General features: G+C 67.2%; 15 protein-coding genes and 1 tRNA gene. 12 read left to right on the top strand and 4 right to left on the bottom strand.

The annotated features are described in order from the left end of the window. Nucleotides 1-8: 8 nt before the first annotated feature. The 11 genes from ACZ7LT_RS17250 to ACZ7LT_RS17200 all read left to right on the top strand — a co-directional run bounded on the left by ACZ7LT_RS17250 (nucleotide 9) and on the right by ACZ7LT_RS17200 (nucleotide 14,739). Nucleotides 9-2,621 (top strand): ATP-binding protein, encoded by a 2,613-nt coding sequence (locus ACZ7LT_RS17250; protein WP_471236868.1) that lies wholly within the window; start codon nucleotides 9-11, stop codon nucleotides 2,619-2,621. Then, nucleotides 2,618-4,963 (top strand): hypothetical protein, encoded by a 2,346-nt coding sequence (locus ACZ7LT_RS17245; protein WP_471236867.1) that lies wholly within the window; start codon nucleotides 2,618-2,620, stop codon nucleotides 4,961-4,963. Before ACZ7LT_RS17250 ends, ACZ7LT_RS17245 begins: the two co-directional genes overlap by 4 nt. Next, on the top strand, nucleotides 4,960-6,141 hold the full coding sequence (locus tag ACZ7LT_RS17240; protein WP_471236866.1) for a C40 family peptidase: 1,182 nt from the start codon (nucleotides 4,960-4,962) through the stop codon (nucleotides 6,139-6,141). The genes ACZ7LT_RS17245 and ACZ7LT_RS17240 overlap by 4 nt, the downstream gene beginning before the upstream one ends. A gap of 218 nt (nucleotides 6,142-6,359) precedes the next feature. Beyond that, entirely contained in the window at nucleotides 6,360-6,758 is a 399-nt protein-coding gene (locus tag ACZ7LT_RS17235) for a hypothetical protein (RefSeq protein WP_471236865.1), read from the top strand. A gap of 131 nt (nucleotides 6,759-6,889) precedes the next feature. Then, on the top strand, nucleotides 6,890-7,366 hold the full coding sequence (locus ACZ7LT_RS17230) for a helix-turn-helix domain-containing protein (RefSeq protein WP_471236864.1): 477 nt from the start codon (nucleotides 6,890-6,892) through the stop codon (nucleotides 7,364-7,366). A gap of 294 nt (nucleotides 7,367-7,660) precedes the next feature. Beyond that, a complete protein-coding gene (locus ACZ7LT_RS17225; RefSeq protein WP_471236863.1) occupies nucleotides 7,661-8,584 on the top strand; it encodes an aldo/keto reductase in 924 nt (307 codons plus the stop codon). Between the two features lie 64 nt (nucleotides 8,585-8,648). After that, nucleotides 8,649-9,809 carry a glycosyltransferase family 4 protein gene (locus ACZ7LT_RS17220; RefSeq protein ID WP_471236862.1) on the top strand — a complete coding sequence of 387 codons (1,161 nt, stop codon included), beginning with the start codon at nucleotides 8,649-8,651 and terminating at the stop codon, nucleotides 9,807-9,809. A gap of 6 nt (nucleotides 9,810-9,815) precedes the next feature. Continuing rightward, a complete protein-coding gene (locus ACZ7LT_RS17215) occupies nucleotides 9,816-10,994 on the top strand; it encodes a glycosyltransferase (RefSeq protein WP_471236861.1) in 1,179 nt (392 codons plus the stop codon). Nucleotides 10,995-11,015: 21 nt separating this feature from the next. Then, entirely contained in the window at nucleotides 11,016-12,236 is a 1,221-nt protein-coding gene (locus tag ACZ7LT_RS17210) for a DegT/DnrJ/EryC1/StrS family aminotransferase (RefSeq protein WP_471236860.1), read from the top strand. Further along, the gene (locus ACZ7LT_RS17205) at nucleotides 12,236-13,057 is read left to right on the top strand and encodes a PIG-L deacetylase family protein (protein WP_471236859.1); all 822 of its coding nucleotides are present in this window, start codon (nucleotides 12,236-12,238) and stop codon (nucleotides 13,055-13,057) included. The genes ACZ7LT_RS17210 and ACZ7LT_RS17205 overlap by 1 nt, the downstream gene beginning before the upstream one ends. Before the next feature lie 2 nt (nucleotides 13,058-13,059). Beyond that, a complete protein-coding gene (locus ACZ7LT_RS17200; RefSeq protein ID WP_471236858.1) occupies nucleotides 13,060-14,739 on the top strand; it encodes a carbamoyltransferase family protein in 1,680 nt (559 codons plus the stop codon). Nucleotides 14,740-14,928: 189 nt separating this feature from the next. On the opposite strand, the gene ACZ7LT_RS17195 is transcribed toward ACZ7LT_RS17200, so the two are convergent. Further along, the gene (locus ACZ7LT_RS17195; protein ID WP_471236857.1) at nucleotides 14,929-15,846 is read right to left on the bottom strand and encodes a hypothetical protein; all 918 of its coding nucleotides are present in this window, start codon (nucleotides 15,844-15,846) and stop codon (nucleotides 14,929-14,931) included. A gap of 277 nt (nucleotides 15,847-16,123) precedes the next feature. Between ACZ7LT_RS17195 and ACZ7LT_RS17190 the strand changes: the two genes are divergently transcribed. Next, nucleotides 16,124-17,029 (top strand): GNAT family N-acetyltransferase, encoded by a 906-nt coding sequence (locus ACZ7LT_RS17190; RefSeq protein ID WP_471236856.1) that lies wholly within the window; start codon nucleotides 16,124-16,126, stop codon nucleotides 17,027-17,029. Between the two features lie 40 nt (nucleotides 17,030-17,069). On the opposite strand, the gene ACZ7LT_RS17185 is transcribed toward ACZ7LT_RS17190, so the two are convergent. The 3 genes from ACZ7LT_RS17185 to ACZ7LT_RS17175 form a co-directional block, all read right to left on the bottom strand. Continuing rightward, nucleotides 17,070-18,191: a TRM11 family SAM-dependent methyltransferase gene (locus ACZ7LT_RS17185; RefSeq protein WP_471236855.1), complete on the bottom strand. Its 1,122-nt coding sequence runs from the start codon at nucleotides 18,189-18,191 to the stop codon at nucleotides 17,070-17,072. A 204-nt stretch (nucleotides 18,192-18,395) separates the two neighbouring features. Next, a tRNA-Thr gene (locus tag ACZ7LT_RS17180) sits at nucleotides 18,396-18,469 on the bottom strand. A 142-nt stretch (nucleotides 18,470-18,611) separates the two neighbouring features. After that, complete coding sequence (locus ACZ7LT_RS17175; RefSeq protein WP_471236854.1) at nucleotides 18,612-20,207, bottom strand: alpha/beta hydrolase; 1,596 nt, start codon at nucleotides 20,205-20,207, stop codon at nucleotides 18,612-18,614. Nucleotides 20,208-20,268: the final 61 nt, after the last annotated feature.

The following is a 20,268-nucleotide window of genomic DNA, read 5'->3' as shown; positions in this document are numbered from 1 at the left end:
CAACTGCCATGCACCTTCCCGTGCGCCACATCAGCGGCAATCTGATCTGGACCACCAACGCGACGGTGTGGGCTGTGTGGCGGGTCGACTCCGACAACTACAGCCACGCCTCCCGGGCCGCCAAGCGCGAGCGGCTCAACGCCCTGGAGTCGCTGTTCAAATCCATCAAGGGCGAGGCCCTGCTGCTCAGCCTCTGCCCGCAGGTGGATGCCGCGAGCGTCGTCACACGGATGACGGCAGGCATCGACCTGGACGCCTCCCCCGAGTACGTCGACCTTTCCCTGCGTGTCCTGGACGAGCTGGAGGAGATGGAGCTCTCCGGCCGGGTCGACTTCCTCGCCGTTCCGATGAGGCACACCGACTTCAAGCAGGCGGTCAAGTCGGTTCTGTCGTCGGCGCACCACGAGGTGATGAACGCCTTCGGTCTGCCCGTCACCCCGGTCGGCAGGGCCGAGGAGGAACGACGTATCGAGCAGGCGCGCCACCTCGCGGCCACCTGGCCTACCGCCATCCGGCTGCGCCCGGCGACGGAGGCCGAGATCCTGTGGATCTACGGACACTGCGCCCGGCGGGGAACGGCCGAACCCCTCCTGCCCGAACAGGACGAGCCCCGCGGCGTGGTCGGCCGCGGCCGTGCCGTGGCGGCGTACTCGGAGGTGATCCTCGACGAGGGCGGACGGAGCGACGGCGTGGACGAGCGCCGTGGCGTGCCCTCCAACCCGTTCCGGCACCGGTACGTGAAATCCACGACCGAGTTCGGCGACAGCTACCAGTCCTTCTCCATCCTGGCCGAGATGCCGGACTCCTTCAGCTTCCCGGGCAGCGAGTACCTCGCCGCATTGGATGACTTCGGCTTTCCCGTGGACTGGGCCGTGCGGCTGAACATCGAGCCCGGATCCAAGGCCGAACCGAAATCCAGGCGACAGGCGCGCGAACTCGCCCATCAGCGCGGCGAGTACGACGGCGAGACCTCCGGCGTACCGGCCAGCCTGGACAAGGCCGGCGCGGCCCTGGACGAATACCGCTCACGCCTCACCTCGTCCTCCACCGAAGTGGAGATCCGGGCGAGCGTGGTGACCTGCGTCTGGGGCACGACCCCGGAGGAGGCCGAGGAGAAGGCCGCCGCTCTGATCAACCACTTCGGCGGCAACGAGTACACCCTCGCGCGTCCGATCGGTGAGCAGACACCCCTCTTCCACAGCATGCTGCCCGGCAGCCCCACGCCCCGCGTCATGAACGACTACGCGCAGTACCTGCTGGCGCGTGACTTCGCGATGGCCCTTCCTTTCTGCGGTCAGGCGCTCGGCGACGACAGCGGATCGCTGTACGGCCTCCAGCTGAACGGTGGCGGCGCCCGCCCGGTCCTCGTCGACTTCAGCCTCGGGCCGCGGCTGAACGCATCGGCCTCCGCCGTGTTCATCGGTGAACTGGGCTCCGGCAAGTCGGTGGCCATGAAGACCGCCATGTACTCCATCCTCACCACCGGCCGCCGGATCGGACGGGCCCGCAGCCGTGGACGGGCCCTGGCCATCGACCGGACGCCGCAGCAGGAATGGGCCCGCTTCGCCCGTGCCTGCCCCGGCGAGACCCAGGTCATCACCGTGGACGAGGACGCCGAGGTCTCCCTCGACCCGCTGCGTGTCTTCAAGGGGCCCCGGGCCGCCCGCTACACCGAGTCCTTCCTCACTCCGCTGCTCGACATCGCCTCGATGAGCACCGAAGGCGTCACCCTCGCCGATGCCATCGACGCCACCCATCGAGCGCCGCAGCCCAGCATGCGGCTGCTGATGGAGACACTCACGGATCGGGCGCAGACCGCCGACCCGAGCGACCCCGACGACCACAACGTCCGCGCCGCGGCGAGTGAGCTCTCCCGCAAGCTCCGCTCCCTGGCCAAGAAGGACCTGGGACGGGTGGTCTTCGACCCGGACCTGCCGATCGTCGAGATCTCCGACGCCGACACGATCGTCTTCTCGGCCGCGAACATCGGGCTGCCCAAGAAGACGGAGCTGGAAGGCCACCGGCTCTCCAGCCTCGAGGTGGAGAAGAAGTTCGGCTGGCGACTGATGTACCTGGTGGCGGCGCTCTGCAGGGAGATCGCCTTCGCCGACCCGGAGGAGTTCGTCGGGGTGTTCCTCGACGAGTGCTGGTGGCTGACCTCGTCGGCCGAGGGCACCGAGCTGCTCCTTGAGATCATCAACGACGGCCGCAAGCACGGCTGCGGGGCTTTCGCCGGCTCTCACGACCCTTACGACGTCGGTCCGGCCAACTCCGAGTACGGGGAGAAGATCCGCGGCCTCGTCTCGCACCGCTTCCTCTTCCGCCACCGCAACAAGCAACTGGCCTCACGGGGACTGGAGTTCCTTGGCCTGGACGGAACCGACGCCCACCTGGTCAAGCTGGTGACCGAGAACCTGTCACCGATCAACGTCTCCGAGGACGAACGGCTTCTACGAGCCGGCGAATGCCTCTACTACGACCTGAAGAAGCGCATCGGCGGCATGAAGGTACTCATCCCCGCCGACGAGGCGGCCGCCGAGGCGATCCACACCACACCGGGCCGCGCCACGCTCGACGAGCCGGTGGAATCGACCACCGTGGACGAGGCGGCGACGATATGACTGCTCACACGGGGGTGGTCCGGCAGTCGCGCTTCTGGTGGCGTCTGCTCGTCCTGCTGGTGCTGCCGCTTTTGGCCACGCTCCTGCTGGGCCAGCACGCATGGGCGGAAGGCGGCCCGTGCAGGCCCAACGACGCGGTTCCGAACCTCTACTGCGAGCCGCCACCGCCGCCCAAGGACGCGGGCAAGGTGCTCGGCATCTTCGAGGTGGTCGACCGCAACGGCGTGCCGATCAGCGCCTACGGTCTCAACGTCGACCAGGGCGGCACCCTCGATGTGATCAGCAAGATCGTCGCCTTCCTCATCGGCGTCGGCTTCATGGTCACCAAGGTCGTGATCGGCTTCGCCTGCTGGCTCGTGGACTGGGCCCTGGACTTCGGCCTGGCCAAGACACTGCTGACTCCGGTCTCCGACGTCGCCGCCAGCATCAGGGCCCAGGTGATCGACAAGCTGGGACTGCCCGGGCTCTTCCTGACGATCACAGCACTGTGGGCCGGATACCACATCCTGTTCAAGAAGCGCTCCAAGGGATGGAGCGAGATGGCCATGTCCCTGGTCATCGCGTCCGTCGCCACGGTGACCCTGGCGAATCCCGGCGCCACGCTGATCGGCAACGGCGACGACACGGGCGTACTCGGCACGACCAAGCAGTTCTCGCTGTCGCTCGCGGACGTGGTCCTGGAGGACATGTGCAAGACGCCTCCCACCAACACGAAGAACCCGGACACCACCTGCTCCGGCCAGCAGGCGGGTGACAAAGAGGCGGACGCGGTGAGCCGGCCGATCACCGACGGACTGGTCGACGCGTTCATCCAGCGTCCCGTCTGGGTTCTCTACACCGGCCGCGCCATCGACGGCCAGTGCAACGCCGCGTACGGCAAGGCCGTGCTCGCCCGGTACAACTTCAACCGGATGGTGATGCCGAAGATCATCCAGGCCGAACAGGACAAGGACTTCTGGGACCGCCTCGGAGACGCGTTCAGCGACGCGTTCTCGCTCGAAGGTCTGAAGGACTCCCTACTGCTCGCCACAGGTAACCCGTGGGCCATCTACACGGTGATCGACGACAAACAGAAGGAAGCGGTCAATGAGCTGAGGAAGAAGGCCACGGAACACGCGGCATGGAAGCAGTACGTCGCTCCGGCGGACGCCGAAGTGAAGGCCGTGTGCGGCGGTGACGCCCCCATGGAGGACCAGCAGCTCTCCGCCTCGCTGGACAACCTCCTCAGCGTCTGGTTCATCGCGCTCGCGGCGATCATCGTCGTGCTGCTGGTGTTCGGCGTCTCCCTCACGTTCCTCGTCTCTCAGGTGTGGATGGCCATCGAGGTCATCCGCGCCCAACCCGCCTTGGTCGCCGGCATTTTGCCGGGCGGCGGCAGGACGGTCATGTGGAACTGGGTCGCGGGGGTGTTCAGGGTCGTACTTGCGATCTTCCTGTCCGTGATGTTCCTGACGCTCTTCCTCGTGATGGTGATCGCCGTGCTGAACGCGGACACCGGCGAGGTCATGACGATCAAGTTCCTCACGATCGACTTCCTGGCGGTGGCCTTCCTGGTCTTCCGCAAGAAGGTGACCGCGGCGGCCAAGAACGTATCGGCCAACTTCGGCCAGCGGATGGCCAGCAAGACCGGCGGAGCCGTCAACGAGGACGAGCTCGCGCCCGGCATGTTCTACGGCGCCACCCAGGGTTCCCGCTCGGGCCTGTCCCAGCTCAAGGAGGACAAGGCGACCCTGAGCAAGGTCGGCGGAAGGGCACGTGACCTCTGGCGGGGCAAGGCGCCCGGTGGAGGCGGTGGCGGAGGCGCCGGCGGAGGCGGCGGAGGCGGCGGAGGCGGCGGCAAGCCGAAGAAGAGCCTCAAGCAGCGTGCCCAGGGTGCCATCAAGCTCGGTACCCAGGTGGCCGCGGCCGTCGGATCGGGCGGTACGTCCGCCGCCGTTCAGGCCACGGCGAAGGCGGCTCTGAAGCAGCGGCTCAAGAACGCCGCGAAGAAGCGGCTGGAGAAGAACCGCGTCGGCCGGGCCACCCTCGCCACCGCGCGCACAGGCCGGTACCTCAAGAACGAGGCCCCCGTCACCCGCAGCAGGTTCAGGAACGCGGTGGGAGCGGAGCGGCGCAACCTCGAGCGTGAGACGCGGAACGCCGCACGGCCCACCCGCAACGGCGCCCAGCAGGACGCCTCCCGGCGGATGCGCGATGCCAGGAGCCAGGCGCGCAGCAACAGCCAGCAGTTGAACCGAGCCGTGAACGGAAGGCGGGCCCAGCAGCAGAACAGGCGTCGTTCGTCCGGAGGCAGCGGGACCAACCGCCGTCGCGGAGGGGCTGGTGGAGGTCGTGGCAGGTGACCACCACGGAGAAGGAGCCGATGAGCGGCGCGAAGAAGCTGCTCATCGTGCTCGCGGTCCTCACCGTCCTGCCCTGGGGCTTCCTCATACTCGGGGTCGCCATGGCGGCGAACCTGCTGCCCGACGGCGACAAGGGACAGCAGCAGGTTCCGGTCGAGATCAGCTGCGAGAAGGTGGCGGGCATCCCCAAGCCGACCTGTGAGGCGTATTTCGCGGCCGAGCGAAAGATCCGCGAGGTCCGTCCGAAATGCAAGAACCTGCGCTGGACGCTGCTGGCCGGCATCGGGAAGATCGAGTCCCATCACGGCACGTACCTCGGACGCAAGGTCGTCGACAAGCCCGGAAAGGAGTACGGCAACGTCAAGCCGCCGGTCATCGGCATTCCGCTGGACGGGAAGGAAGGCACACAGCGCATTTTCGACACCGACAACGGCAAGTACGACGGGGATACCGTCTACGACCGCGCCGTCGGCCCCACCCAGTTCATCCCTTCGACCTGGGAGAGCGTCGCCCAGGACGGTGACGACGACGGCGACACCGATCCGCAGAACGTCTTCGACTCGGCGCTGTCCACCGCTGCCTATCTCTGCGGGACCGGCGAGGTGGACCTTGCCGACAAGAAATCGGAGCACGACGCCGTCTTCCGTTACAACCGCTCCGAGCAGTACGTGGCGGATGTGCTGGCCGCCAAGGCCGAGTACGACGCCCTCGGAGACGTGTCCGGTCCGATCGATGCCTCCGACAAGGCAAAGAAGGTCATCGAGGCCGCCCGCAAGCACAAGGGCGCCGACTACTCCTGGGGCGGCGGTGACGCGAAGGGGCCTTCGTACGGCATCTGTTGTTCGCCGGGTGGGCAGGACGGAAGGAAGGTCTTCGGCTTCGACTGCTCCGGACTGACCGAGTTCGCGTATGCGCAGGTCGGGAAGAAGATCGGCACCACCGCGCAGGCCCAACACGACAGCGGCATCCGGATCACCACCAAGGCCCGGAGTCTCGCCGGTGCCCAGCCCGGGGATCTGCTCTTCTTCTCCGACAATCCCGGGAGTGGCACCGGACTCTTCCATGTGTCCATCTACCTCGGCCAGAACAGGCAGATCGAAGCTCCCCGGCCGGGTGAGGTCGTCACGGAGTCCGCGGTACGGATCAACAGTCTCGACAGCATCGGACATCTGGAATGAACAGCGCGGAGCGTTCGGGCGTCGTGATGCTGGCCATGTCCGCGGTCCTGTCCGTGGTCGGAGTCGTGCTGCTCTGGCCACGGCCCGACGGTGCCCCGCCCCCGCCCGCGGCGGGTCCGCCGGCGAGTTCCCAGGCTCCGCCCCCGGCCACACTTCGGCCGTCTCCTCCCAGCAGCCCGAGACCAGCGCCCCCCACCTCACCGGGGCCGGCCACCACCGTGCGGGACGGCGACCCGCTCGCCGGCGAAGTCACCGACGCCGACCTGCAGCAGGCCCTCAACCAGAGCAGGCGGCCCAACATCCCCCCGGGTCTGGAGAAACGGCTCGTGGAGCTCGCCGGCAAGGTTCTGCTGGCCGATCTCACCGGGAGGGGCAGAGACGCCTTCCCCCACTACTTCAAGGGTCTGCCGCCCACCGACACCTGGCGGAACTGCCGTGTCCGGGCCGGTGTCGCCGAGCGGTTCGACGACCGGTCCGACGCGGTCGAGGTCCACCTCGTGTGGGCCGGGACCAACCCTGAAGGCGTCCGCGACGAGAGGCGGCCGTCGAGCGTCCTACTGGTCAGGGACACGGCCGGTGCCTGGGCGCCCCGTTCGTTCTCGGAGGAACGGGACTGACCCGCAGCTCGTACAGCGCCTGGACCACGGAAATCGACACGCGAGGGAGCAACAAGCATGTGGGCGAACCCAGTACGTGAGGGAGCATCAGACCTGATGCAGGTGATACGACTGGCCTCAGGGGATGCTCGATGACGGCCACGACAGTCGCCTCGCGCGCGACCAGGACGACCCGTCGGGCCTGCGGCCGGTGCGGGTGCCATCTCAGTTCCTACAACAACGACGAACTGTGCGCCGCGTGCACACGCACCAACGTCCTCTCCGACGAGGAACTTCCGCGCGTTCCCGCGTGGGTATGGGCCGACCGCGACGTGCGTCAAGCCCTGGCCGACTTCGACTTCGGCCAGGTGAGCAAGCTGGTACGGCAGCTCGGGGTGATCAGACAGGAAGACCTCGCCCAGCTCACCGGCCTGAGTCAGGGCTTTCTCTCCATGCTCGAGTCCGGCATCCGCCGGCTCACCAGCATCGACCGCATCATCGACTTCCTCGACGGCCTCGACGTGCCCGCCGACCTCGTCAGGATCCCCAGACGCTCCACCGGCAGCGAGCCCCCCGAGACGACCTCTCCCGGGTCCGATCCGCGTCCGAGCGGCCGACGCAGCAGATGATCGCGGTGCTCCGGGCACACCGCCCGTAAAGGGCCTCACCATTCACGGGGCCGGGGAATCCGCGCATTTTCTCATTTCCCCTGCACCGCAGATGCCGAGCGCTTTTGGAAGGAGAAAGGAAAAGCCCGCCGCATTAACGTTCCGGCACCCCGCACGCCGTGAATTAATCCAGTTATATGCCAACGGCCTTCATTCACCCTATACTTGCCCTCACCTTACAGCGATTACAGAGCGGTCGACCGGGATGGCGACTTCAGATACAAACCGTAGCGAATTCAGATCGGCGGCCGGGCGATGACAGAAAATAACCATGACCCGCTCTCCCCTCCTTGGCGTGGGGATGCGGAGACCCTCCGCATCGTTCTGGGAGGGCGCTTCGGCGAGGAACCGGAGCGGGATTCCTTCGAGCGTCTGGAGTGCTTCGCGTCCGCCGGCGGTATGTGGGTCGACACGGCCCACAGCTATGCGGACGGCCGCTCGGAAGAGGTCATCGGACGGTGGATGAGGGCGCATCCGGAGACTCTGCGGGTGATGGACAAGATCGGACATCCGCCCGCGGACGGCCCGCTCGACCTTTCCGCCCGCACGCTCCGGTCGGAGGCCGAGCAGTCATGTCAGCGGTTGGGGGTGCCCACGCTCGATGTCGTGATGCTCCACAGGGACGACCCCTGCCGGCCCGTGGAGGAAGTGGCCGAGACGCTCGTCGGGCTGGCGTCGGCCGGCCTGGCCCGGCGGGTCGGCGTGTCCAACTGGGAGGCCGGCCGGCTGGCGGAGTTGACGCCGCTTCTCACCGCGTCCGGCCATGTGCCTGTCGTGAGCTATCAATTCAGCCTGGCCGTGCCGCACAGCCCGCTATGGCCAGGAACATGGCACGCGGACGAGGCGCTGCGCCGTGTCATCGACCTTCATCAGCTTCCCCTGGTCGGCTGGGCGGGCCAGGCACGCGGATTCTTCACCGGCACGAGCGAGCCGGTGCGGCCCGGCGAGGATCCCTTCGACACCGCTCCCAACCGCGAACGGCGACGCAGGTGTCAGGTCGTCGCCCGTGACCTGGGAACCCGGCCGGAGACCGTCGCCCTGGCGTGGACCCTGAGCCGGCCAGGGGTCTGGCCGGTGATCGGCGCCCGGTCCGTGGGCGAGGTGGAGGCGTCGGTCGACGCGTCGAGGATCACGCTCGACCAGGAGGTCGTGCGATGGCTCGAGGCGGAAGACGTCTGAGGCGCCTGCGCCTGTTCACGGAGATCAACACCAGCCGTTCACAACCGAAGGGATTCCCTCCGCCATGCCCCTGACGGTGCTGCATGTCCTCGTCCCCGAGCCGCCCGGTGAAATCGGCGGTGCAGACATGCATGTGCTGGACCTCTCGGCCCAGCAATTGGCACATGGCCACCACCCGGTAGTGGTGGAACGAGGCTCGAGCGAATTCGCCGACCGCGTTCGCACCACCGGAGTCGATGCCGTCTCCGCGACAGGAATGACCTTTCGCGGCGCCGTTCGTCTACTCTCCCAAAAGATCAGGGAGACCGGGGCAGACATCATTCATGCCCACGGATATGACGCCGACTACTGGGCGGCTGCCGCGCGCCTTTTGCACTCCGCGGACTTCTCCGGACGGCCCTTGGTCTTCACCCAGCACGGAGTGGTCGAAGACACTCTCTGGCACAAGAGCAAGACCGCTCTCGACGTCCTGTGCTCCAGGCGGGCCGACGGCATCATCGCCACTGCCGAGAACCTGGTCCCGAGGATGCGCAAGTGGTGCCCTGGTGGCGAAGTCGCCTATATCCCCAACGGCGTCAGGGAACTCCCCCGCGTCCCGGCGCCGGACGCACGCCAAGCCCTGTCCGACCGCTACGGCGTTCCTCTCACGGGAGAGCTGATCGCTTACGTCGGACGTCTTTCCGAGGAGAAGGCACCCGAACGTGTGCTGACTCTGGTGGCGCATGCCCGCGCCTCCGGGCGGGACGTCCACGCCCTTGTGGTCGGCAGCGGCCCCATGGACCGTGATCTCAGGGCGCAGTCAGAGGAGTTGGGCATAGCCCAGCACGTCACCTTCACCGGACTCATGCACGACGTGGAGACGGTGTACGGAGCCGTCGACGCCTTCGTCCTGCTCTCTCGTACGGAAACGACGTCACGCGTCGTCATCGAGGCGATGGCATCGGGTACTCCTGTACTCGCGACGGCCGTCGGCGGGATCCCGCAACTCCTGGACTCCGGACAAGCGGGAGTGCTCGTTCCGTCCGGCGACGAGGGCGCCGCACTTGCCGGCCTCATCAAGGTCCTCGATGCTCCGGACCCCTACATCGAGCCGGCTCGCCTCCGCTCGACGGGCACATTCGGGCTCGAGGCGATGGGATCCCGGGTCGAGGACTTCTACCGGAAGATGCTGGCACGACACCTGGATGCCGAGGGGCGCAGCAAGCCCTCCGGCATCAAGGGGTGATTCCGCATGCCATCACAGACACCCCGCCTGAGGGTCCTCTATCTCACCCACCACGCCCCCTGGCCCGTGACAAGTGGCGGGCGGCTGCGGGACGCCGCACTGGTCCCCCGCCTGGCCGCCCTCGCCGATCTGCACGTATGGGCGGTGTCGCGCCAAGGCGACGAGGACCGGGCAGCGGTCGCACAGCACGCGCGAGGCATCCCCGTACGAGTCTTCGACGACGAGAGCGCGCGGCAGAACTACCCGACGCGTGATTCCGCGGCCGCTCGCCGAGCGCTGGCTCAGGCCGTTGCCGACGGCCCGCCCTTCGATGTGGTGCATGTCGAAGGCCACTACCTGTTCCATCTGCTGCCCGAATCACTCACCGCCCGCAGCGTCGTGGTGGAACACAACGTCGAGTCGCACCTCATCCAGCAGCGTCTGGGGCTGGGCCTGGAGCAGGAGAGTTCCCAGCTGCTCAGCGACCTCGCCGCGGTGAGGGCGTCGGAAGAACACGTCTGGCGGACCGCCAGCCGCGTGCTGACCTTGTCCGACGAAGACACGCGACGCGTTTCCGCGCAGGTGCCCGAGGCCAGGGTCCGGAGGTGCATGAACGGAGCCGATCACGTACCCGTGAGGACCGCGCCGGCGCAGAGCACTCCTGCCCTCCTGGACGTCTCTCCCAAGCTCTGCTTCTTGGCCAACTTCGCCTACCTGCCGAATCAGGACGCGGTTCGCTGGCTACTGAGGACCATTTTCCCGCGTATCCAGAGTTACATCCCGGGCGCCGAACTCCTCCTGGCGGGATCGGGATCGGAAGAAGCGCTGCGGGAGAACGGATCGCCCCGCGGGGTGCGGGCTCTCGGCTGGGTCGACGACCTCTCCGAGGTCTGGTCGGCCACGGACATCATGCTCAGCCCCTTGCGCATAGGTGGCGGAGTCAAGGTGAAGATGATCGAAGCCATACGCGGCGGCTGCCTCACCGTCGCGACGTCCCTGAGCATGGAGGGTCTGCCTGCGGACGCGGACTCGGCCGTCGTCGTCAGGGACGATCCCGACGAGTTCACCGAAGCCGTCGTGCAGCTCTGCAAGGACGAAGACTTCCGCGCGCAACGCACCGCACGGCTGCAACAGGTTCAGCAGGCGCTTCCCAGCTGGTCCGATGCCGCGGCCGACCTGGTCAGTCACTGGTCCAGTACCCGCTGAATCCCAGAGGAGTACATGCATATGAAGAGCTACACCGTCCCGTATCTCCCCACCGGCAGTACATACGGCCCGGAGGAGATGGATGCACTCAGCCGCTTGCTCGCCTCGGGAGCCAAGTTGTCCTGCGGCCCCGAACGGGATGCCTTTGAGCAGGAGTTCGCGGCTTACGCGGGAGCGGAGAACGCGCTCTCCCTCACCAATGCCACCATCGCCCTCGAACTGGCCACCTATCTGCTCGACCTGCAGCCCGGTGACGAGGTCATCGCAGCGACCCAGACCTATCAGGCGAACGTCACCCCGCTGCTGAGCCTGCCGGTCAAGGTCCGGTTCTGCGACGTCGATCCCAACAGCCTCAACATATCCCCCGACGTGCTCGCCGGACTCGTCAACGAGCGCACGAAGGCGATCTTCCTGGTCCACCACGGCGGGATGCCCGCCGACATGGACCCGATCGTGAAGATAGCCGACGAGCACAACCTGGCCATCGTGGAGGACTGCGCACACGCCCTGGGCACCAGGTACTACGGAAGGACCCCCGGAACCTTCGGGCTGGGGTGCTGGAGCTTCCAGTCGTACAAGAACATTTCGACACTCGGTGAAGGGGGCATGCTCACGCTCTCCCGCCCGGATTGGGCCCAGCGGGTCGATCGCATCCGGTCCATCGAACCCGACGCCAGCTTCAGCCCACGCCCGACCCACACCCTTGGCGACTTCACGGCACTCAACGACGGAATCGAGCGCCATGACAAGAACGCGTTCGGAGAGGACTGCGTAGAGCTGCGGCACCCGGGCACGAATTCGACGCTCAGCGAACCCGCTGCCGCGGTGGGCCGGGTCCAGCTACGCAAGCTCGACGACTTCGTGGCACGCCGCCGGTCGATCGCAGAGCGCCTGGACGCGGGCCTTCAGGAAATCCCGGGAATCCGTACACAGACCCGGGCGGCCGGGATCGAGAGCTCCCATCACCTCTACACCTGTTTCCTGGATCCGGACACCGGGATCGATCGCGACGCCTTCATCAAGCGGCTGGACGACCAGGGCGTGCACATCCAGCTCCGGTACTTCCCGGTACACCTGCTCCCCGAATGGCGGCGGCGTGGCCACGGCCTGGGCGAGTGCCCGGTCGCCGAACGCATCTGGTTCCGGGAGCAGATCAATCTCCCCATCTACCCGCAGCTCAAGGACGCCCAGGTCGACTTCATGATCGAGAAGGTCGCCCGGACCATGAGCGAGTTCGCTTAGTGGCGGGCTCCAGCGGGCCCGGAAGAGCGTCGGTCCTGGCAGTATCGGCGCACTTGGACGACGCGGTGATGGCGGTGGGCGCAACGCTCGCCGCGCATGCCGACACGGCGGGTCCCTTCACCGTCTGCACAGTCTTCTCCGGTCTCCCCACCGGAACGCTGTCGGATGTCGCGACGGCCTTCCACGACGACTGCGGCCTCGGGCCGGACGCGGTCGTGTTCAGGAGGGCGGAGGACCGTGCGGCTGCCGCGATCCTTGGCGGTGAGGTGATCCATCTGGATCACCTCGACGCGATCTACCGACGTCAGGGGGACGGTTGGCTGTGCCGCACTCCGCGCTCGATGTTCGCCCCCGAACTCCCCGAGGAGCCAGGTCTCGACGACGCCATCACCGACAGCCTGGCCGCGGTGATCCGCAGCTGCCGCCCGACCGAGGTCTGGACCGGGGCCGCCGTCGGCGAACACATCGATCACCGGCTGGTCAGACGGGCGACCGAACGTGCCTGTCGGCGCTCGGGCACACCCCTACGGCTCTGGGAAGGGCTGCCGCACCACCTGGGCAGTGACACACCCGTCCTGGCGCTCTCACCGCGAAGCGCGGTTCCTGTCGGGAACGCACACATGGAGCGGAAGCTGGCCGCCGTCGCGGCGTACCCGTCCCAGATCAGGATGCTGTGGCCCGACGGGGACTGGCGTGCGGAGTTCCTGGCACACGCCGCGCGGCGTATGAAGTGCTACGGCGTACGGGAGCTCCTGTGGGACGGGCAGGAGCACGCCTCGTATCACCAGGAAGAAACGCTCACATCGAACGTGAAAGGCTAGATATGACTGAGCAGGACGTGTGGGTCGCCGGCCTCAACCACGGCGCGCACGACTCGTCCGCCGCTTTGCTGCGGAATGGTGAACTGTTCGCGGCCGTGGAGCAGGAACGCTTCTCGCGCCGGAAGAGGGCGATCGATCAGCCCCCTGTGGAGGCGCTGAAGTGGTGCCTGGACCACGCGGGCATCGGCATCTCGGACCTTTCCGCGATAGGGCTCGGGAGCGACCACGACGTCCTCGCCGGGTGGCTGGGCCTCACCCCCGAGCAGCGCAAGACCGAGCTGGATCTCGACAATCCCGAGCGTCTCTTCCCTGAGAAGGTCTTCGGGGGCTCTTCTCTGCCTCCGGTGATCCCCGTGCGCCACCACCTGGCGCACGCGGCCAGTGCGTACTGGCCGAGTGGTTTCGAGGAAGCCGCGGTACTTGTCATCGACAACCGCGGCGAGGATTCGTCGACCACACTGGCGTACGCCACCCCCAAGGGCATAGAGACACTCGAGTCCTACCCGGTCGAGCACTCCCTCGGGCTGTTCTACCGAATCGCCACCCAATACGTGGGGCTTTACACGAAGGACGGCAACGCCGGAAAGCTCATGGGGCTGGCGTCGTACGGAAAGCCCCTCTACGACGTCGGTCTGAGCCACACCCCGGACGGGCCGCGGTGGAAGGGAGTCCCGCCGGCCACCACGACCGGGCGGGCCCTGCCGCCGGAGCGCACCCAGCAGCTGCTGGCCCACCTGACGGATCAGGCCTTCCCCTACACCGTGGGCCTCCAGGACGACATCTTCGCGTACACCGACTTCGCGGCCTCCGTACAGACGGCCCTGGAGGAAACCATCCTCGGGCTGTTGCGCGACCTGAAGGAGCGCACCGGCTCCGACAACCTCTGCCTGGCCGGCGGTGTAGCCCTCAACTGCACCGCGAACGGACGCATCGCCAAGGAGGGGCCGTTCAAGAACGTGTACGTCCAGCCCATGGCGCACGACGCGGGCTGCGGTCTGGGAGCTGCCTACGAGGCGGCACGCGAGGTCGCCCCCGATGCCTTCCGCCCCGGTGTCATGGACCACGCGCTCTGGGGCCCGGAATACGGGGAGGACGAGATCCTCACCGCTCTCAACGAGCGGGGCCTGGAAGCGGAACGCCTTGAGCCGGACGCCCTCGTGGAACAGGTCGCGTCGCTCATCGCCCAGGGCGGTGTCGTCGCCTGGCACCAGGGCAGGGCAGAGGCCGGACCCCGCGCACTCGGCGGCCGCAGCCTGCTCGGCGACCCACGGCACCGCTCCACACTGGTGCGGCTGAACACGATCAAGAAGCGGGAGATGTGGCGTCCCCTGGCGCCGAGCGTCCTCGCCGAGAGCTACGGAACGTACTTCGACGGCACGCCGAACCCCTTCATGATCATGGCCGCCCAGGTGCGCCCCGAGGTACGGCCGCTCATACCCGCGGCTGTCCACATCGACGGCTCCGCCCGCCCCCAGGCGGTCACCCGTGAGGCGAACCCCCTGTACGCGGCCCTACTCGAAGCGTTCGGGCGGGAAACGGGCATACCGGTCCTGGTGAACACATCCTTCAACACCGCCGGTATGCCGCTGGTGAACCGGCCGGAGGAGTCGGTGGAGACCTTCCTGGGCACCGATGCCGACGCCCTGGCGATCGGTCCCTACCTGGTGCGTCGCTCCCGATAGAGCCCCGACCGCGAAAGGCCCGTTCCTCGTCCTGCCCGAGGAACGGGCCTTCTGCGTCGCCGCCACGGCCTGCCCACATACGAACGCCTGCCCAGGGCCCCACAAAGGCGACCCTGGGCAGGCGGAAGGCAGGATGGACAGCGCTGCAGAGAGGCCGTCCATCCCACCGCGGTCGTGACCCTGGTTCCACTACACGAGGGACGTGCCCTTCGTGATGAGCGCCGGCCAGTTCTTGGGCTCGAATCCGTGCTGGAAGAGGAACCCGATGACGAGTCGGTTGAGGCCGACTCCACAGCAACCGCTCCAGATCTCCTCGCCGGTGCTGCTGGTGATCCCGAACGACTCGAGGTGGTGGCTCCCCTCGATGGTGCAGCCGGCGATCTCGTCGAAGTCCGCCTTGGTCAGCTCGTCATCCGACTTGGCGGCGCGCACCCGCAGCTCGATGTCGATCACCGGAACCTCACTCGCGACCTTCGCGTCCAGCGTGCGCTGGGTGACTTCGGGAATCGGCATGCAGCCCTCGCCGACGACCGTCTGGACCGAGAGGCCGAGCTCCGAGAGAAGAGCGGTGACACTGGCCAGGACCTGGCCTCGGGTTTCCGTCACCACCTCGGGGGTGCCGAGCCACACGTGCTCGAACCGCAGGAACTCGTTGGCGCGGAAGACACCGTCCAGTTCCTCCTCCCGCTCCTTCCTCCAGGTCCAGCCGCCCATGGTCTCCACGACCTTGAGCGGAAGGTCCGCGACGTCGACCGAGCCCTCGCGCAGCGAGTGGTAGAAGGGCAGGCACTGCACCGGGTCGAGCACGCGCTCGCCGCCGTCCACAGTCCACAGCAGACCCGGCTTGAACTGCGTCAATTTGAAGTCGTCGAGAGCCTGCGCCGGGATCATGCGCGGGAAGGTCTGCTCACCGAACCCCATGCCGACAGCGCGCTCGAGCAGCAGGCTCTGCAGCCGGCGCAGCAGGTGCGTCCATTCTGTCCCGTACACGTACTGACCGACGCCGAACTGCGTGATCCACTTCCTGTCCAGCGCCTCCTGAGTTACGTCCCCGCCTACCGGGGGAACGTCCACCAGCTTTTGGTCAACAACCTCAAAGAGTTCCATCAGTTACCTCTCCGCTGGCATTCTTGGGTGAATCTTCAAAAGCTCTGCGGAGAAGGCTAGCCCACCAGTCGATCAAGCGCATATAACTGGACTAATTGACTCCCGCTGCGCAATAAGAGCATCTTGAGCGGAAAAGGTGCTTGAATTGTTCTTTCCGGCGGGGTGAATAAGTGTGGTTGTGAAGGAAGGGTCGAATCCTACTCGTGCTGTTCCATCAGCACGAGGACCTGTGCTTCGAGGGCGCTCGGCCGTTGAGTTCGTGCAGAGCAGTTGGCCTGTGTCCACGCCGACAGAATTCGTCTCCGCCGACTGGATCCTCTCCTCCTGGGAGTTTCTCCCCGAACTCGGATCACCCGTGGTCGTGATGTCTGGGAGCCCGTCGGGTTGGGTCGCGATCGCGCTGACCGAGTCGCAAGGAGAATCAGGCCGTAGATTGCTGGCCGCAGGTGCCCCGCTGGTCGACGAGCACGAGGTTGTCGGTTCGCCCCACGCGGACGTCGACGCGATGGCGAAGGATCTCGTACAACTTTTGCGGAACGAGATCATAAGTGGCGCGACCGTACAGTTGGACTGCGTCCTCCCGGACAGCAGCCTGGCACGGGCCTTGTCATGCGATGCGGAGAATTGGTCACTGGAACCGGAGCCTGCTCCCGTGATCAAGTTCTCAGATCTGTCCGTCGATTCCCGACGCCACACCAAACGACTGGCCCGTTTTGCCCGCACGGGGCAGATCACATTCGATGTGGTTGACGGCGGCCGGCTGAGTGCTGCCGAGGGAATGTCGTTCATCGAGCGCCGGTGGCGCTCCTGGGCGACGCGCGGGCGCATTCAGGAACTACCGCCCATCGAGCGCTCCCGGTCCTTTCCCAGATTCTTCGGGGAGATGACGCACAGGATGGCGACACGGGGCAATGCGAGACTGCATGTCATGAAGGTGAACGGGCACGTCGTCGCGGAGGACCTGCTGCTTGGGCCGGCCCACGACCCGCTGCTCTACATGCGGAGCTACGATCCCGACGCCGCCGAATACAGCCCCGGACGCATTCTCTTCGAGCACACGCTGCTGGATATGGCGAAGGCGAACGTCGCCCGCCTGCGCACAGGCCGGGGGGATGAGAGTTATAAATTGTCCGCCGGAGCAGACGGGTCCTGTGTGGTCACCGCAATGTCCCGGAACGGTTGAGCCGATCCGGGGTTAACAGCGGCCTTCGGCTTGGATGGAACTACCGAGAGAACCGGTCGATGGTCCGGCGATAGGTCCCCAGACCCACCAGCAACGGCTTCTGCGGAGAGTGGGACGCCCGTCGGCGGGCAGGCTTGCTTTCCCCGGGCTTGTCACTGTCCCGCCCACCGATGAGCACCGTGGCGGGATGGCCGTTCACAAGGATCTCATGCGCGGAATCCAGGGTGAACGAGAAGTCCTCCAGGCTCTGGCGGAAGAAACCGGCGCTACGCCGCGCGCTCAGCAGCACAAATCGTCCGGTCGTCGGATTGAGGACCCGGTCGAAGGATGCGGCTACTGCGTGCGCGAAGTCCTCGTAAGGCATGGAGATTTCTTCGTGCTCCCCCCACGGGGGGTCCGTGACAATGACGTCCACCGTCCCGTCGGGGATCCCGGGAAGCGTAAGGGCGTCCTCGGACAGGAGACGTACCCGCTTGTCGCTGATCAGCTCATCCGGAAGATTCGCCCGGTGGTTGTTCAGGTCCAGGTCGGAGTAGATGATCTCCCGCGCGGGAGTCTCCAGCCGGGACTGGATGAATGACCCACTTCCCGCGAAGGGATCGAGGTACACGTCCTCGGGGCCGGGGCGAGAGGCCAGGACGAACATGGACGACAGCTCGTAGGAGATCGCCCCGCGGGCCTTCCTGGGCCGGGCCGCCTTGGGGAGACGTACGCAGAACAGCAGTTCACGCAGGTCGAGGCGGCCGATCAGCCAGTACTCCCGGCACATGCCCCGGGGCTCTACGCGGGCACCCGTGCCGATGCTCACCGCCCTCTCGAGATCCCGCTTCACCTTCGGGTCGATCGAGGAGAGCTCGCCATCGATGTGCGCCATGATGCGAAATCCGCTGGAGCGATCCAGAAGCGACGGGAATGACGCCTTCTCCAGGATGCGGGAGAGCTGGCGTGCGCCTTGATCAATATCGCCCCTCGCCGTTGCCGAGACGACAATGAAAGCATTCTTGGTGCAGGGGATCGCCGCCACTTCCTCCGCACCGGATGTCGATTCGAAAATCATTGCACTATCGTCCTTGTAGTGCATTCTGAAATTCTCGACGGAACGCGAAAGAGCGTCGGTCACCAACTCGCCGGTGCCGGCTGGAAATTGAATGAAGTAGCGCACTTGATTAGTGTAACATTTTGATACTCAAGATCTTTACCTTGCGCTCCTGCGACCATCTGCGATCTTTCCCTGCCGCAAGGAACGCCGAGCCGCTCGCCCGGCCTCTCCCCGCAGGCCACTCCCGTCATGGCCGACCGAGAGGTCAAGGCATCGAACACGAGAAAAGCCCCAGGTCACAAGATGTGATACCTGAGGCTTCCAGAGAGCCGCCTTCGGGATTCGAACCCGAGACCTACGCATTACGAGTGCGTTGCTCTGGCCAACTGAGCTAAGGCGGCACGCCGTCCGTACCCATGGCGGGTGCAGCAGCGACGCCAAGTCTACACAGTGAAAACGGGTGCCTCGCACACCCCGGCGGCGCCCCCTCCCGACTCCCCACGCGTATGACCGAACATTTCCGGACACACCTGCCGGAATGCGTCACTGGTCGCCGCTCGGGGCGCAGCGCATACCCTCCGGCGGCACCGCACCCTCCAGCAGATAGCGGTTGACCGCCGTGTCCACGCAGTCGCTGCCCCGCCCGTACGCCGTGTGCCCGTCGCCCTCGTACGTCAGCAGCCGCCCCGAGGCGAGCTGCCCGGCGAGGGCGACGGCCCACTTGTACGGCGTCGCCGGGTCCCTCGTCGTGCCCAGCACCACGATCGGGCCCGCGCCCTTCGCCGCGATGCGGTGCGGGGCGCCGGTGGCCTTCTCCGGCCAGTACGTGCAGTTCAGCGCCGCCCAGGCGAGCCCCTCGCCGAAGGTCGGGGAGGCCTTCACGAAGGAGGGGACCGCGCGGCTGACCGCGTCCGGGCCGGCGAAGGAGGGCGGCAGGTCCAGGCAGTTCACGGCGGCGTTGGCGAATATCAGGTTCGAGTACGAGCCGTCGCCCTGGCGCTCGTAGTACGCGTCGGCGAGAGCCAGCAGCCCCGACCCGTCGCCGCCCATCGCATCCGTCAGCGCCTCACGCAGCTCCGGCCACGCCGCCTTGTCGTACATCGCGGCGATCACCCCGGTCGTGGCGAGCGACTCGCCCAGCTCGCGGCCCTCGCCGGCCGGCACCGGCCGGGCGTCCAGCTCGGCGAAGAACGCCTTCAGCCGGCGGGAGACCGCCGCGACCGATTCGGTCCCGAGCGGGCAGTCCGGCCGGAGCAGGCAGTCCTCGGCGAAGGAGCGGAAGGCGGTCTCGAAGCCCGCCGTCTGGTCGCGGTTCAGCTCGACGGCCGGCAGGGAGGGGTCCATCGCCCCGTCGAGGACCAGGCGCCCGGCCCTCGACGGGAACAGCTCCGCGTAGGTCGCGCCGAGGAACGTGCCGTACGAGGCCCCGACGTACGACAGCTTCTCGTCGCCGAGCACCGCGCGCAGGATGTCCATGTCCCGGGCCGCCTCGACGGTGGAGACATGCGGCAGGACCGATCCTGAGCGGCGCGCGCAGCCCGCCGCGAACTCCTTGAACGCCGCCGCCAGCAAGCTCCTCTCCCGCGCGTCGTCGGGGGTCTGGTCCACCTGCGTGTACGCGTCCATCCGCGGCCCGTCGAGGCACTTGACCGGCTCGCTGCGGGCGACTCCGCGCGGGTCGACGGCGACCAGGTCGTAGCGGGCGCGGACGGGCGCGGGGTAGGCGAGCCCGGCGTACGCCTGGAGGTACTGGACGGCCGAGCCGCCCGGCCCGCCCGGGTTGACCAGCAGCGATCCGATCCGCTCGCCCGGGCCGGTCGCCTTGGCCCGGGCCACGGCCAGCTTCACCTCGCCGCGGTCCGGCCGGGCGTAGTCGAGCGGCGCCCGCAGGGTCGCGCAGTCGAAGCCGGGGACACCGCACTCCCGCCAGCCGAGCTTCTGCCCGTAGTACGCCGAGAGGTCCCCGACGGGCCGCGCGGTCGGCGATGTGGAAGAGGTGCCTCCACCGCCGCCCCCACCGCCGCCCGTACAGCCGGTCGCGATCAGCAGCCCGGCGGCCGCCGCCAGAGCGGCGGCGCGCCGAAGGGTGCGAGGAAGGAGAAGTCCGGGTCGGGCAGGGAGCGAACGGCGGAAGGGCATATCCGGACAGTAGCCAGGGGACGACCCCCGGCGACTCTCCCCGCCGCCATCTGCCCGGTAC

The organism is Streptomyces sp. NPDC039465 (assembly GCF_055639315.1).
Note: the sequence above shows the minus strand (reverse complement) of the source record. Positions and strands in the feature narration are given on the sequence as shown.